The following is a 12,521-nucleotide window of genomic DNA, read 5'->3' as shown; positions in this document are numbered from 1 at the left end:
ACGTCCTCAGTAACGGAACAGCCGCCAGGCCATCAGCCGGGCTACTGCGACGATCGCCTTGGCAATCAGGTAATACAGAACTGCGGCAATCGCGAAGTACTCGAAGGTACGGAACGTCTTGACGTTGTAGTCCTGGGTCACGCCGGTGAGGTCGTTGTTCAGGCCGACGATCACCCCCAGCGAGGTCATCAGCACCGCCCAGACCATCTGGTTGGTCAGGGGGTAGAAGACGATCCGCAGCAGTTGCGGGACGATGATCAGGCGATAGGCCTGGAAGGCGCTCATGCCCAGGGAACGGGCGGCGCGCACCTGGGTATCGGGCACCGCCTTGAGACCACCGCGAAAGTTCTCCGCGAGGTAGCCGGCGTTGTTGAAGGTGATCCCCGCCAGCAACGCCAGCCAGGAACTGACGTGCAGCCCCAGTGAACCGAGGCCGAAGTAGAGGATGTAGATCTGGAACAGCGACGGTGTGTTGCGTGCGATCGACACCCAACCGTTGGCCACGCCCCGCAGGAACGGGTTGCGCGCCTCGCGCATGACGGTCAGGGCGAGGGCGATCAGCACCCCGAAAATCATCGACAGCGCGGCGGTTTCGAAGGTCACCAGAGCGCCGGCCAGCATGTCGGGCAGGGCGCGCAGGGCTGCGCGCCATTGGAAGCTGTAATCAAACATGCGCAGGGTTCTCGAGGAGGGTGGCGGATTGCAGCCAGGCCGGCAGACGCCCGCTGGCCGTGGCGCTGCAGGCGGCGTCGACGCATTCGGCAATACTGGCGAAGTGCACCGTGCGCCCGACCAGGCCGGGTGCGTAGTGGGCGTACTTGCCCGAGTTGGTCATCAGCGTTGTCGCCGCAGGAGGAATCACCGGCTCGCCGAGCATGCACCAGCAGGTGTCGGTGACCAGGGTCGCGCCAAAGGCTTCGATCGGCGCGATGTACCCGGCCTGCCGCGCCTGTTCCAGCACCGCGCGGCCACAGGTGATCGCCAGCACCACCTGCGGATGAATCCGCCGGCCGGTGCACAGGCGCGCCAACTGCGCGAACTCGGTGAGCGAGAAGTGCGGGTTGCCCAGCGACACCACGTCGACCTTGGGATCGCGGGCGCTGTTGAGTTCGCGCCAACTGCCGAGCAAGTCCGGCAGGCTGATGGTTTGCACCTCGATCTCGACACCGGGTTGCAGCACCTGCGCCGGGTCGATGGCTTCCGGCGTGACCCCGGCGATATGAAACAGCGGCGCCGCCGACGTGGTGGCGAAGGCCGCACCGAAGGCCTTGAGGTCATCCAGGCTTGGGGCGTGGCGTTGCAGGCCGAGCACCAGTGGTATGCGGCTGCCGGTGAGGCTGCCAATGTGGTAGCCGAGCAGTGGATAGAACGCGTCGTCGAGCTGCTCCAGGTCGGGCAGTTCGATCTGCACCTGGGCCTTGCGTTGTGCATCGAGGTGACAACCAATCAGCGGCGCTCGGCCGGTGAGGGCGATGCAGATGTCCAGGTAGTCCGGGTATTTCAGGGTGCGCGCGCCGAGCACGCTGTTGGCGTAGACCACCGCATTGGATTCGGCCCAGACGATCTGCTCTCCGGCGTTGGGCGCGCTGTCGAGCAGGTAGGGCGCGCAGGTAAAACTCAACTGCGCACCCATCGCCATGTAGGCATCGCCCAGGGCGCTGGCCGGTTCGCCGAGTGCCGGATCGATGCCCAGTTCGCGCCAGCGACGTTGGTCGACGGAGATGGAATTGAGGGTGGTTGGCACCCGTACCCGGGCACCCCATTGCACCAGTTGTTCGGCGAAGCGCAGGCTCGCGGGGCCGGTATAGATGCAGCCATCGATGTGGGCCTGGGTGACATCCACCAGGCTCGGCGCGCCCTGCAGTTGGGCCATGCGCAGGACGATCTGCATCGCCACTTGTGCGGCCTTGCTGTGCTGGCCGTCGAGCAGGGCCCGATCCTCTTTGGAAAGGCTGATCGCGCCGGCGGGTTCAGTATTGGCCGACGCTTCGGCGGATGCTTGCCAGCTGTCGTCGGGACGTTGTGCGAACAGGCTCAGGTTTGCACCATCGACCCGCGCAAAGGCCTTGCCGCGCAAGGCGGCGAAGGCCTCCCTGCCGATGCACAGCACCGGCAGGGAACGCTGGAAAATCATCTGCGCGACCAGCACACCCAGGGTCAGGATCTCATCCGGCTCGGCCAGCACCAGCGCTGCCGGGGCGTGGCCGTTGCTGATCAGCTCCATCATCACGCTGCTGCCGGTGCAGGAGCCGCGGCCACTGGGAATGGCCAGCACCCGTCCGGCCAATTGTTCGCCGCTCAAGGGGTGGTGACGGTCGATGACCTCGCCGCTGGCGGGGTCGACGCCGCCCCAGAAACTCAAGCCGACCTCGGCGAACAGCAGGGCGCCTTGCGCGGCGCCAGCGACCAGGCTACGCCCGGTCAACGCAGTGGACCCAGGCATGCCAGGCACCTCAGTAGTAGACCTGTGGCACGGTCAGGTTGGTTGGCGGGATATCAGTGCCAACCCACTTCACGAACAGTTCCTTGTAGCGACCAGTGCGCACCTGCTGGTTGACGAACAGGTTGAGGTAGTTGAGCAGGCCGTACTCGTTACGCTTGGCCCCCAGCGACACGTAATCGATGACATACGGCGCATTGCCGGCGATTTTCAGGTTCTTGTATTTGCCCGACTTGATGGTGGCGGCGGCCACGGTATTGGTGACCACTGTGGCGTCGATATGGCCCTGGGCGACGGCCAGCAGGGTGTCGTTCTGCGACTGGTAGGCGCGGAAACTGCCGCTGCCCCAGTTCTTCACGTCTTTTTCCAGGGCAATCGCTTCATAGGTGCCGCTGGTGTTGCCGACCGGCTTGCCCTTGATGTCGTCGAAGCTGTTGATGCCGGTGTTGTCGCGGGTCAGCACCACCATCTGGAAGGCGAAATAGGGCACGGTCAGGCCGACGGTCTTGGCCCGCTCCAGGGTGTCGGAAGTGGACGCGACTATCACGTCGGCACGCCCGGAGACCAGCGCCGGGATCCGGTCAGGGAAGGGGGTTTCCACCACTTCGGCCTCGACCCCGAGGATTTTTGCCAGGTCGCGGCAGTAATCCACATCGAAGCCCGCCGGGTTATTCCCTTCATCGCGGAAGCCCATGGGCGGGAAGTCCAGGGTCACGGCGCAGCGCAGCTTGCCCGAACCAATAATGTCGTCGAGCTTGTCGGCCTGGGCGGTGGCGACAAAGGAGGAAGCGAGAACAGCGCTGAGGGCTACGGCAAATGCTGGGTTTTTCATAGAGGCCTCGTGGTGGTGAAGATGCTGTTGGATATCGTATTGGGGATTTCGTATACGATATTAACGATAGCAAGCAGCGTGCCCGTTTCCAGTCGAAAGTCAGTTTTTTCTTTCAGGCCTTGCCGTAGACGTCCTACGTCGATGCTGTTTGCGACTGAGGTGCCTGGAGGCGCTGGGAGGGGTGTTACATATGGGAGCAGTGAAGGTGTGGGTGCCCCTTAAAGGAACACCCGGCTGGGCGGGTCAGCGCGGGTTGTCGCGATACTGGCTCGGCGACAGGCTGGTCAGGGCGCGGAACTGTCGGCTGAAGGCGCTGTGGTCGGTGTAGCCGCAGCGCAGGGCGATCTCGGTGATCGGCAGGTCGCTGTCGAGCAGCAGGCGCGAGGCTTCTTCCAGCCGGGCCTTGTGAATCATCTGCCGAGGGGTGAGCTGGAACACCCGTTTGCAATGACGCTCCAGTTGCGCCACGGAAAAACCGGCAATCGCGGTCAACTCGGCGAGGCTGATGGGCCGGGCGAAATGGCTGCGGATATGGGCGTCCACCGCTGCCAGTTTTTGATAGGCCGGATGGTTGGACTGCGGGGTTTGCAAGTCGCGGGAGATGCCGGCAAGGCCGACGATCTGTCCTTGCTGATTGCGCAGGGCAAGTTTGTGGGTCAGACACCAGATCGGCTGATTGCCGTAGTAGAGGTGCAACTCAAGTTGATCGGCCAGTTCGTGTCCGCTGTCCAGCACGCGGCGATCCTGGGCGGTGTACAGCGGGCCGAAGCGTTCCGGGAACACCTGTTCGGCGGTCAGTCCGAGCAGTGGGCTGTGCTGCTTGAAACCGCAACGGCGGGCCAGGGTCTGGTTGACGAAGGCGTAGCGCGCCTCGCAGTCCTTGATGAAGAACACCACGTCCGCCAGGGTGTCGAGCAGCGGCGCGATCGCCTGCAGGCTGCCGAGCAGGGTCGGCAGGTCGCAAGGCTGGAAGTTGTTGAGTGAGGGGTACATGGCGCTCAGGGTCCGTTGGCGACCTCGGGATCATAGTGACTCGCCGCGGTCGCCGAAAGTCCCGAGGCGGATTCAGGCGGGAGGAGTGTCGTCCAGGCTCATCAGGGTCTCGATGCGTGCCGGACTGAACGGCGGACGCGGCGCCGCCGGTTGCCAGCCGAACAGATGCTGCACCGCGGCGCCACAGACCCGGCCTTGACAGGCGCCCATGCCGCAGCGGCTGGCCAATTTGGCGGCGCGCCAGTCCGGCTGGTCGGCGAGGGCGGCGTACGGCACGTCTTCGCAACGGCAGACCAGGGTGTCGGCAGCGGGCAGTGCCTTGAGGTGTGGATTGAGGCGGAACGCCTGGTTGAGGGTGTCGGCGAAACCTTGCCAGCGTGCCCGTCGCGGCCACAACTGGCGCGCCGCCTGCTGATCGCCGACAGCGGCGTGCCCGGCGATCGCGCCTTCCACCAGCGCCAGTTCGCTGCCACCGAATCCGGTGCATTCGCCGGCGGCAAAGTGATCGGCTAGGCTGCTGGCCTGCCAGACATCGACGGCCAGGGCCTGACCGTTGAGCGCGTAGCCCAGGGCCTGGCCCAACTGGATATTGGGGATCAAGCCAAAGCCGCAGGCCAGGCGCTGGCATTCCAGTTCGACGATCTTGCCGTGCTGTTGCAGGCGTACGCCTTCCAGGCGATCACTGCCCAACGCCGCCAGCACATGGCTGCCGGTGCGGTACTGCGGGTCGAACAGGCTCAGCGACTGCAACCATTTACCCGGCCAGCGTGGCAGTAGTGCAGCGAGGCCGGCCACCGCGCCACGGGAGGCTTGCTCGGCGATGCGCAGGACCTGGGCGCCGTGTTTTTTCGCCGTGGCGGCACTGGCCAGCAACAGTGGGCCGCTGCCGGCGATCACCAGGCGTTCGCCCTGCACCGGCAGGCCACCTTTGATCAAGGCCTGCAGACCGCCAGCGCCGGTGACCCCAGGCAAGGTCCAGCCCGGGAAGGGCAGCAGCAGCTCTCGGGCGCCGGTACACAGGATCAGTTTGTCGTAGCGGATCTGCCAGCCTTGCTCTGGGCTTTCCAGCAACAGCTGTTTGGGGGCGACACAGGCGATGACCCGGGTCTGCGGGTGATGGCGAATATTGCTGCACGCCGCCACGCGTTGGCGCAGACGCCGGGCCTGAGTGGGCAGGCTGGCCTGGGGGCCGTCGCGCCAGATCTGGCCGCCGGCCAGCGGGTTGTCGTCGAGCAGCACGATGCGCGCGCCACTGGGAGCGGCGGCGAGGGCAGCGGCCAGGCCGGCGGGACCGGAACCGATGATCAGCAGGTCGGCGTATTCGATCATGGCCGGGTCTCCACGTGCATGCCGTCCTGGCATAGGGTCTGGCAGGCCAGGCGTCGGCGGCCGTCGATGGTCACCCGGCATTCTTGGCAGATGCCCATGCCGCACAGCGGAGCACGGCGCTGGCCGCTGACCGAGGTGCGGCTGCAGCCATCGCCGCCGATGGCCAGGGCGGCGGCGACGCTGGTGCCGACGTCCACGCGCAGGACGCGGCCATCGAGGGTCAATTCAGGCATACAGCGGCTCCCCAAGAAAACGTTGCGGTAAATAGGCCTCGGCGGGCAGCGGTGCAGGCTCGTTGAACAGTTGCGCGAGCAGCAGGTCGGCGGTGCCGGGAGCGGTGGTCACGCCCAGGCCTTCGTGCCCGACCGCCAGCCACAGGCCCTGGCGCTGCGGGTGTTGACCCACCAGCGGCAGACCGTCGGGGCTGGCCGCACGAAAGCCGGTCCAGGCACGAATGCCGTTGAGCTGGGCCAGGCCGGGCATGTATTCGGCGGCGCGCTTGAGCATTTTTGCGAGCATCCAGCCTTCGACCTCTGGGTCGGTGGTACCAAACTGGCGTGAGGCGCCGATGAACAGTTGCCCGGTCGGCCGCGGCTGAATGTTGCAGGCGGTCGAGGGGCCGCTGGCGTTGTGGGCGCTGGTGACGTAGCCCAGTTCCACCAGGGTGTGCTGGACCAATCCTGGGTAGCGGTCAGTGATCATCAGGTGGCCTTTTTTCGGCTCGATCGGCAGCTCCGGGCACAAGTCAGTGGCCTGGATACCATTGGCCAGGACCACCGCTTCGGCTTTCAGCCATTGGCCGTCTTCGAGGCGCACGCGGTTGCCATCGACTTCGCTGACCTTGGTCCGGCGCTGCTCGATGCCAGGCGTGTCGAGCATCCACTGGGCGGTGGCCGGGGCATAGAGAATGCCGTCGCCATTGATCAGCAAGCCGCCTTCCAGGCCCGCGCGCAGTTCCGGCTCGCGCTGACGTAGGGCGTTAGCGGAGACCAGTTCGCACGCAACGCCCTGGGCCTGCAAATTGAGGAATTTGCTATGGGCGACGGCCATCTCCTCTGCATTGGCCGCCAGCCACAGTGTGCCGTTGCTGCGGTAGGCACAGGCGTCAGGCAACTGCGGTGCCTGCTCGCGCCAGCGCTGCAGGGAGTACTGGCTGAGGGCCAGTTCAGCCGGGTTGTCGTCGAGCACCAGCAAGTGCCCCATGCCGGCCGCCGTTGCTCCGTGCAGGCCAGCGTCGAGCACCAGTACCCGCAGGCCACGCCGGGCGATGGCCTGGGCGCAGGCGGCACCGATGATGCCGGCACCGATGACGATCACATCGGCCACCAGGCCTTTGGTCATGGGCGAATACCCCAGGCGAACGGATCGTCCTGTTCGATGATCAGGCTGGCTTCGGCACTGATGAACGCGCGGCCGCGAATGGTCGGGACGATGCGTTCGCCTTGCCACTCGTAGGAGCCTTCGAACTCGCTGCCGATCACGCTGGCCTGGCGCCAAATTTGTCCGGGTTGCAGCTTGTCGTCGGCGGCCAGGCACGCCAACTTGGCGCTGGTGCCGGTGCCGCAGGGGGAACGGTCGTAGGCCTTGCCCGGGCACAGGACGAAATTGCGGCTGTCGGCCTGCAGGTCGTCGGCGAACAGTTCGATATGGTCGATCAAACCGCCGTCTTCGCCGCGCAGGCCCTGGGTTTCCAGCGCCTGTTGCACGGCGTAGGTGTAGGCGGTCAGGGCGTCGAGGTTGTCGCCGGCAACCCGCAGGCCATGATCGGCAATCAGGAAAAACCAGTTGCCGCCCCAGGCGATGTCGCCGACCACCTGGCCGACGCCCGGGACCTGCACTTCGACGGCCTTGCGGTAGCGATAGGCCGGGACGTTGCGCACGCTCACCGAATGGTCCTCGTGCAGGGTCGCCTGGACTGTGCCCACCGGGGTTTCGATGCTGTGCACGCCAGGGCCGATCTTGCCCAGGTGCGCCAGCGACGCCACCAGGCCGATGGTGCCGTGGCCGCACATGCCGAGGTAGCCGGTGTTGTTGAAGAAAATCACTCCGGCACAGGCGCTCGGGTCCACCGGTTCGCAGAGCAGGGCGCCGACCAGCACGTCGCTGCCACGCGGCTCGAGCACGCAGGCGGCGCGCCACTGGTCATGCTGTTCGGCCAGGCGCTGGCGCCGCTCGGCCATGCTGCCGTTGCCCAGGTCAGGAAAGCCGGCGGTCACCAGGCGGGTGGGTTCGCCGCCGGTGTGGGAGTCGATCACGGTGATGCGTTTCATGGGAGGGCCACGTCCGTTCAGATGAGTGAACGACAGAGTGGCCCGGGGAGGGGCGTGGCGGCTTGATGGATTTATCTGACGTCGATGACGAAATCAGCACAGTCAGTGAGCGTGGGGCAGGTGCTCGAAGAGGGTCTGGCAGACGCCGGCGATGTGTTCGTCGAGCAGCTTCACCGCCAGGTCGACATCGCCGGCACGGCAGGCTGCGAGGATTTCCCGGTGTTCGTGGTCGGCGCGGTCCTTGCCGGCTGACAGGCTCATCTGCATGCGCAGGTAGCGCTCCAGCTTGTCGTTGACCGAGCGGATCAGGCTGACCAGGAACGGTCGTTGCGCCGGCTCATAGAGGCAGGCATGCAGTTCCCAGTTGAGTTCGGCCCAGCGCCCGACGTCGTCTTCGCCGATGAATTCCTGGCAGATCGCCTCGGCACGGGCGAAGGTGGCCTCGGTCATGTTGGGAATGGCCAGGCGCAGCACCTTGTCTTCGAGGAGCATGCGCACCTCGAACATCTGCGCCAGTTCGGCGTCGGATATGCGCGTGACCATCGCCCCGCGATTGCGCTGGAACATCACCAGGCCTTCGGCTTCGAGGCGCTTGAGGGCCTCGCGCACGGGGATCTTGCTGACGTTGAACTGGCGGGCGATGTCATCCTGACGAATCGGCTCATCTTCGGCGAAATGCCCGGCGACGATGGCGTCACGCAGATGGCGGGTGATGATCTCCGAGGTCGAGGGCGTGTTGCCGAGGTCGGGGGCGTTAAGTCTGGATAGGGTCACGGCGGCGAATCTTCAGAATGAGGTGCTTACAGGGTATACGAAATTCGATTGTTCTTCCTCGGGCAACAGGATGGCCGGCTGTTGCTCAGGAAATCTTCGCCGAGGCTGGGCGCAAGGCGAACAGCATGTTCCAATGGCGCCCGCTCTGCACTCGACCTGGAAACTGCTGATGAAATACACCGCTCGCCTGACCTTTGTCTGCATGTTCAGCCTGGCCGTATGCAGCCTGCCCGCCGCCGCGGGTGACGTTGAAGCCGGGGCAAAAGTGTTCAAACGCATGTGCAACGGTTGTCATCAGATCGGCGAAGCGGCCCGTGCCTCGTTCGGCCCGCAGCTCAACGGGGTGATTGGCCGTCACTCCGCGAGCACCGGCGACTACCAGTATTCGGACGCGATGAAGGCAGCCAACCTGGTCTGGGACCGACCAACCCTGGTGGCCTACCTTGAAGCGCCGAAGACTGTGGTGCCTGGGACCCGAATGATCTTCTGGGGCCTGAGCGACGAGGAGAAAATCGACAACCTGCTGGCCTATCTGCAGACCTTCCCGGGCCAGTGAAGGTTACTCCTCTGGCATTCGCGCTCGACCGCTTTGCTTGAGCTACACGCCAAAGTCCTGCATCACGTCGACCACCGGGCGCATGCGGTTACCGTCTTCGGTCAACTCGTACTCGACCTTGACCGGCACTGTCGGGTAGACCGTGCGTTTGATCAGCCCGACTTCCTCCAGGGCGCGCAGGTCGAGGGTCAGCATTCGCTGGGAGATGCCCGGCACATCCCGACGCAATTCATTGAAGCGCTTTGGCCCGTCCAGCAGGTACGACACCAGTAGCAGACGCCAGCGGCCACCCAGCAGGCGCATGGCTTCCTCAACCGAACAACCGGTCACGTTGTGTTTCATGGCGTCGCCCCCTGGCTTCGATTAGGTATATTTTATGTACCTAGATGATAAAAAAGTGCCTTCTTCCGTTTATATACCTGATCCACAAGAATAGTGCTTCGGACATTTCAGGAGAGGGTCATGAAGCTCTATTACATTCCCGGCAGTTGCTCGCTTTCGCCGCATATCGTCATCCAGGAGCTGGGGCTGGAGGTCAGTTTGCTCAAGGTTGATCACCGCCAGCACACTGTGGAAGACGGGGGTGACTACTACGGGATCAATCCGCTGGGTTATGTACCGATCCTCGAACTGGAAGACGGCACGCGCTTTCGCGAAGGCCCGGTGATCGTGCAGTACCTCGCGGACCTTCGGCCGGACGCTGGCCTGGCACCGGCCCAGGGCACACTCGAGCGTTACCGGCTGCAGGAATGGCTGAGTTTCCTGACATCGGAGATCCATAAGGGCTTTATCCCGCTGTTATATGCCGGCCTGGCAGGCAAGTATGTAGACACCGTCAAACCCAGGCTGGCCCAGCACTTTGCCTGGATTGACCAGCAATTGGCCGATCGCGAGTACTTGCTGGGCGAGCACTTCAGCGTGGCCGACGCCTACCTGTTTGCGCTGATTGGCTGGGGCCAGGCGCAATGGCTGCGCTCCTGGTACAAGGCCGACATTCACTTTGATGGCTTGCGCCATCTGGAAGCCTGGTATGCACGGGTCTATCAGCGGCCGGCGGTGAGAAGGGCGCTGATGGAGGAAGGATTGGAATGAAGGAGTGCCCGCTTGCGCTGCTGCCAAGCGGGTTTGCGTTTATGCCAGGACTGGTGTGTCGGACCCATGCCCGGGTTGGGCACACAGATCGATGCCCAGCGCGCGAATCACCCTGAGCACGGTATGGAAGCGTGGCTTGGCGCCGGGCGCAAAGGCCTTGTACAGGCTTTCACGGCCCATGCCCGAGGCCTTGGCGACGTGGGTCATGCCCCGGGCCTTGGCGACATGACCCACGGCGCGAAGGAATTCTTCATGGTCGCCGTCGGCCAGTACCTGGGTCAGGTATTCGCTGATGGCTTCGTCGCTGTCGAGCAATGCAGCCATATCAAAGGGCGTCAGCAGTTGGCTCATGTTCATAACTCCCTTGCCAGTTTTCTGGCCAGTTGAATATCGTCCTGTTGTGAGGACTTGTCGCCACCGGCCAACAGGACGATGACAACTCGATTGCGTAGGGTGAAATACACCCGGTAGCCCGCTCCCGTATCGACGCGCATTTCTGAAACACCTTCACCCACGGACTTCACATCCCCCAGGTTGCCGGTATGGGCACGGTCTATGCGCCGGCCGATGGCGATCCGGGCGCGCAGATCGCGCAGTGAGTGGTGCCAATTGGCGAAGGTACGGGTTTGCTGGATTTCGTAAGTCACACGCCCTCAATGTATCCATTTGGATACTGTTTGGCAAGAGGCAAAACACAGGCAGGGGCGGTGAGAATGAACAAGCAGGGGGATGGCAACAAGGCGACGTCAGCGGTGCTTTGTCAGCAGCTATTGCGGTTGCACAGGGGGCTGTAGGACGCAGCTGATAGTGCCTGTAGGAGGCCCATGCTATAAAACCCGTTCGAACCCACCAGGAGGTAACACCCATGACCCAGACTCTGCCGCCGTCCGCTTCACCTGCACTCGACGGCGCCAGCGAAGTCGGCATGGAGGCCTGGACCCTGCACTGGCTGGAAGCCTGCGGTAGCCTGGCGGACGTTCGGCACGAGGTCAGCGGTGAGTTTGCCGCGGCCTACCAGAGCATCGCCGGGCTGCTCCCGCCACCACGCCTGGATATCCTGATCCAGCACCTGCCCGGCGAGACCCTGCCGGAAATGGGCCTGGTCGGGCGCGCCTATCGCAGCAGCATGTTCAGCATGACCCTCGATCCCGACAACCCGAACTTCCCCGCGAGCCTGCGTGACGGTGCGCTGCATCGGCATATCGTGCATGAAGTCCACCATTGCCTGCGCATGGCCGGGCCGGGGTATGGCTGGACCCTGGGGGAAGCGCTGGTCAGCGAGGGATTGGCCGGGCAGTTTGTCCGGCGCTTGCTGGGTAGCGAGCCAGAGCCGTGGGAGCAGGCCATCGTGCGCGAGCAACTGCTGCGCGCGCCGGCCGAACTCAAGGCGCTGGAGTCCAGTTACTACGATCACAATGCCTGGTTTTTTGGCGGCAGCGACCAGCCCAGATGGCTGGGTTACTCACTGGGTTATCAGATGGTCGGTGACTGGCTGGAAGCGTCCGGGGATATCGATGCTGATACCTGGGTCAATGTCCCGGCGCACGAGGTCATTGCCCACGCACTGGAACAGGGCCTGGTGGCCAGTCAGGCGTGAGCCCGGGGCGCAGCTGACGATGATCCAGGCTGGCCAGGTCGTGCGCTTGCGGTTGCGCCGACTCGCCACTGAGGTCCCCTAACAAATGGCTGACCAGCGGTCCCTCCAGCGTGCCCTGTAGCTGCAGCACAGTCGCCAGGGCCATCACCGCCGGCCAGTAGCGATGCACCAGGCGGTGGGCGCGGGCAATGGCGCGGCGCTCGGCGTCGAGCAGCTTGCGCGGCGGCAACAGACAAATCAGCTCATGGGCCCGGCGCAGGTCGCCACGACCGCTGCCTTTGAGCAGCCGCTCGGTCCGGACATGCCGATAGACCGCTTCGGCCACGGGGCCGGCGAAGCAGTTGAGCAAGTCGCGCTCGATCGCCTCGACCATCGACGGCAGGTATTCGGCGACTCCGGGCACCTCGCCTGCCGGACGCAGGACGAAATAGTCCGCCTCGATCAGGCCCTCCACGGCATGCACATTGCCGCGCAGATCGACCAGCGGTCCGCTGCGCGCCTGTGCCCGGGTGCGCACGGTGATGCGCTCGATGTGTCGAGCATTCCACCAGAAAGCCAGGGCATGCCCGGCTTCATGACAGGCGGTGGCACGCGGGCAACTGTTCATGCTGGGGAGCCCTCCCGTTCGACGGGTTGAG

General features: G+C 64.4%; 16 protein-coding genes. 3 read left to right on the top strand and 13 right to left on the bottom strand.

Annotation, left to right across the window (positions count from 1 at the left end; translation table 11 throughout):
- Positions 1–6 precede the first annotated feature (6 nt).
- From ACZYR5_RS15100 to ACZYR5_RS15060, 9 genes are all read right to left on the bottom strand, one after another.
- Positions 7–672, bottom strand: coding sequence for an amino acid ABC transporter permease (locus tag ACZYR5_RS15100; RefSeq protein ID WP_027618151.1), 666 nt, complete (start codon positions 670–672; stop codon positions 7–9).
- Complete coding sequence (lhpI, locus tag ACZYR5_RS15095) at positions 665–2,443, bottom strand: cis-3-hydroxy-L-proline dehydratase (protein WP_489090760.1); 1,779 nt, start codon at positions 2,441–2,443, stop codon at positions 665–667. The genes ACZYR5_RS15100 and lhpI overlap by 8 nt, the downstream gene beginning before the upstream one ends.
- A gap of 10 nt (positions 2,444–2,453) precedes the next feature.
- Complete coding sequence (locus ACZYR5_RS15090; RefSeq protein ID WP_489090759.1) at positions 2,454–3,272, bottom strand: ABC transporter substrate-binding protein; 819 nt, start codon at positions 3,270–3,272, stop codon at positions 2,454–2,456.
- Between the two features lie 243 nt (positions 3,273–3,515).
- Positions 3,516–4,265, bottom strand: a complete 750-nt coding sequence (locus ACZYR5_RS15085; protein WP_489090758.1) for an AraC family transcriptional regulator — start codon at positions 4,263–4,265, stop codon at positions 3,516–3,518.
- A 72-nt stretch (positions 4,266–4,337) separates the two neighbouring features.
- Positions 4,338–5,594 carry an FAD-dependent oxidoreductase gene (locus ACZYR5_RS15080; protein ID WP_489090757.1) on the bottom strand — a complete coding sequence of 419 codons (1,257 nt, stop codon included), beginning with the start codon at positions 5,592–5,594 and terminating at the stop codon, positions 4,338–4,340.
- Complete coding sequence (locus ACZYR5_RS15075; RefSeq protein WP_489090756.1) at positions 5,591–5,827, bottom strand: 2Fe-2S iron-sulfur cluster-binding protein; 237 nt, start codon at positions 5,825–5,827, stop codon at positions 5,591–5,593. Before ACZYR5_RS15075 ends, ACZYR5_RS15080 begins: the two co-directional genes overlap by 4 nt.
- Positions 5,820–6,935: an NAD(P)/FAD-dependent oxidoreductase gene (locus ACZYR5_RS15070; protein ID WP_489090755.1), complete on the bottom strand. Its 1,116-nt coding sequence runs from the start codon at positions 6,933–6,935 to the stop codon at positions 5,820–5,822. Before ACZYR5_RS15070 ends, ACZYR5_RS15075 begins: the two co-directional genes overlap by 8 nt.
- Entirely contained in the window at positions 6,932–7,864 is a 933-nt protein-coding gene (locus ACZYR5_RS15065) for a 4-hydroxyproline epimerase (RefSeq protein WP_489090754.1), read from the bottom strand. The genes ACZYR5_RS15070 and ACZYR5_RS15065 overlap by 4 nt, the downstream gene beginning before the upstream one ends.
- 102 nt (positions 7,865–7,966) lie before the next feature.
- A complete protein-coding gene (locus tag ACZYR5_RS15060) occupies positions 7,967–8,638 on the bottom strand; it encodes a GntR family transcriptional regulator (RefSeq protein WP_489090753.1) in 672 nt (223 codons plus the stop codon).
- Positions 8,639–8,807: 169 nt separating this feature from the next.
- Here ACZYR5_RS15060 and ACZYR5_RS15055 point away from each other — a divergent pair, with 169 nt between their 5' ends.
- Positions 8,808–9,194, top strand: coding sequence for a c-type cytochrome (locus ACZYR5_RS15055; RefSeq protein ID WP_489090752.1), 387 nt, complete (start codon positions 8,808–8,810; stop codon positions 9,192–9,194).
- Between the two features lie 42 nt (positions 9,195–9,236).
- Here the strand turns inward: ACZYR5_RS15055 and ACZYR5_RS15050 are convergent, their stop codons facing one another.
- Complete coding sequence (locus ACZYR5_RS15050) at positions 9,237–9,536, bottom strand: winged helix-turn-helix transcriptional regulator (protein WP_489090751.1); 300 nt, start codon at positions 9,534–9,536, stop codon at positions 9,237–9,239.
- A gap of 120 nt (positions 9,537–9,656) precedes the next feature.
- Here ACZYR5_RS15050 and gstA point away from each other — a divergent pair, with 120 nt between their 5' ends.
- On the top strand, positions 9,657–10,286 hold the full coding sequence (gene gstA / locus ACZYR5_RS15045; protein ID WP_489090750.1) for a glutathione transferase GstA: 630 nt from the start codon (positions 9,657–9,659) through the stop codon (positions 10,284–10,286).
- A gap of 39 nt (positions 10,287–10,325) precedes the next feature.
- Here gstA and ACZYR5_RS15040 read toward each other — a convergent pair whose 3' ends face one another.
- Together ACZYR5_RS15040 and ACZYR5_RS15035 are read right to left on the bottom strand one after the other, a co-directional pair.
- Positions 10,326–10,637, bottom strand: a complete 312-nt coding sequence (locus ACZYR5_RS15040; protein WP_489090749.1) for an addiction module antidote protein — start codon at positions 10,635–10,637, stop codon at positions 10,326–10,328.
- Positions 10,638–10,639: 2 nt separating this feature from the next.
- On the bottom strand, positions 10,640–10,933 hold the full coding sequence (locus tag ACZYR5_RS15035) for a type II toxin-antitoxin system RelE/ParE family toxin (protein ID WP_489090748.1): 294 nt from the start codon (positions 10,931–10,933) through the stop codon (positions 10,640–10,642).
- Positions 10,934–11,151: 218 nt separating this feature from the next.
- Between ACZYR5_RS15035 and ACZYR5_RS15030 the strand changes: the two genes are divergently transcribed.
- On the top strand, positions 11,152–11,883 hold the full coding sequence (locus ACZYR5_RS15030) for a DUF2268 domain-containing putative Zn-dependent protease (protein ID WP_489090747.1): 732 nt from the start codon (positions 11,152–11,154) through the stop codon (positions 11,881–11,883).
- Here the strand turns inward: ACZYR5_RS15030 and ACZYR5_RS15025 are convergent.
- The gene (locus tag ACZYR5_RS15025; RefSeq protein ID WP_489090746.1) at positions 11,837–12,490 is read right to left on the bottom strand and encodes a hypothetical protein; all 654 of its coding nucleotides are present in this window, start codon (positions 12,488–12,490) and stop codon (positions 11,837–11,839) included. The two genes, ACZYR5_RS15030 and ACZYR5_RS15025, sit on opposite strands and share 47 nt — an antisense overlap.
- Between the last annotated feature and the right edge of the window lie 31 nt (positions 12,491–12,521).

The organism is Pseudomonas sp. F007, assembly GCF_057814275.1.
Note: the sequence above shows the minus strand (reverse complement) of the source record. Positions and strands in the feature narration are given on the sequence as shown.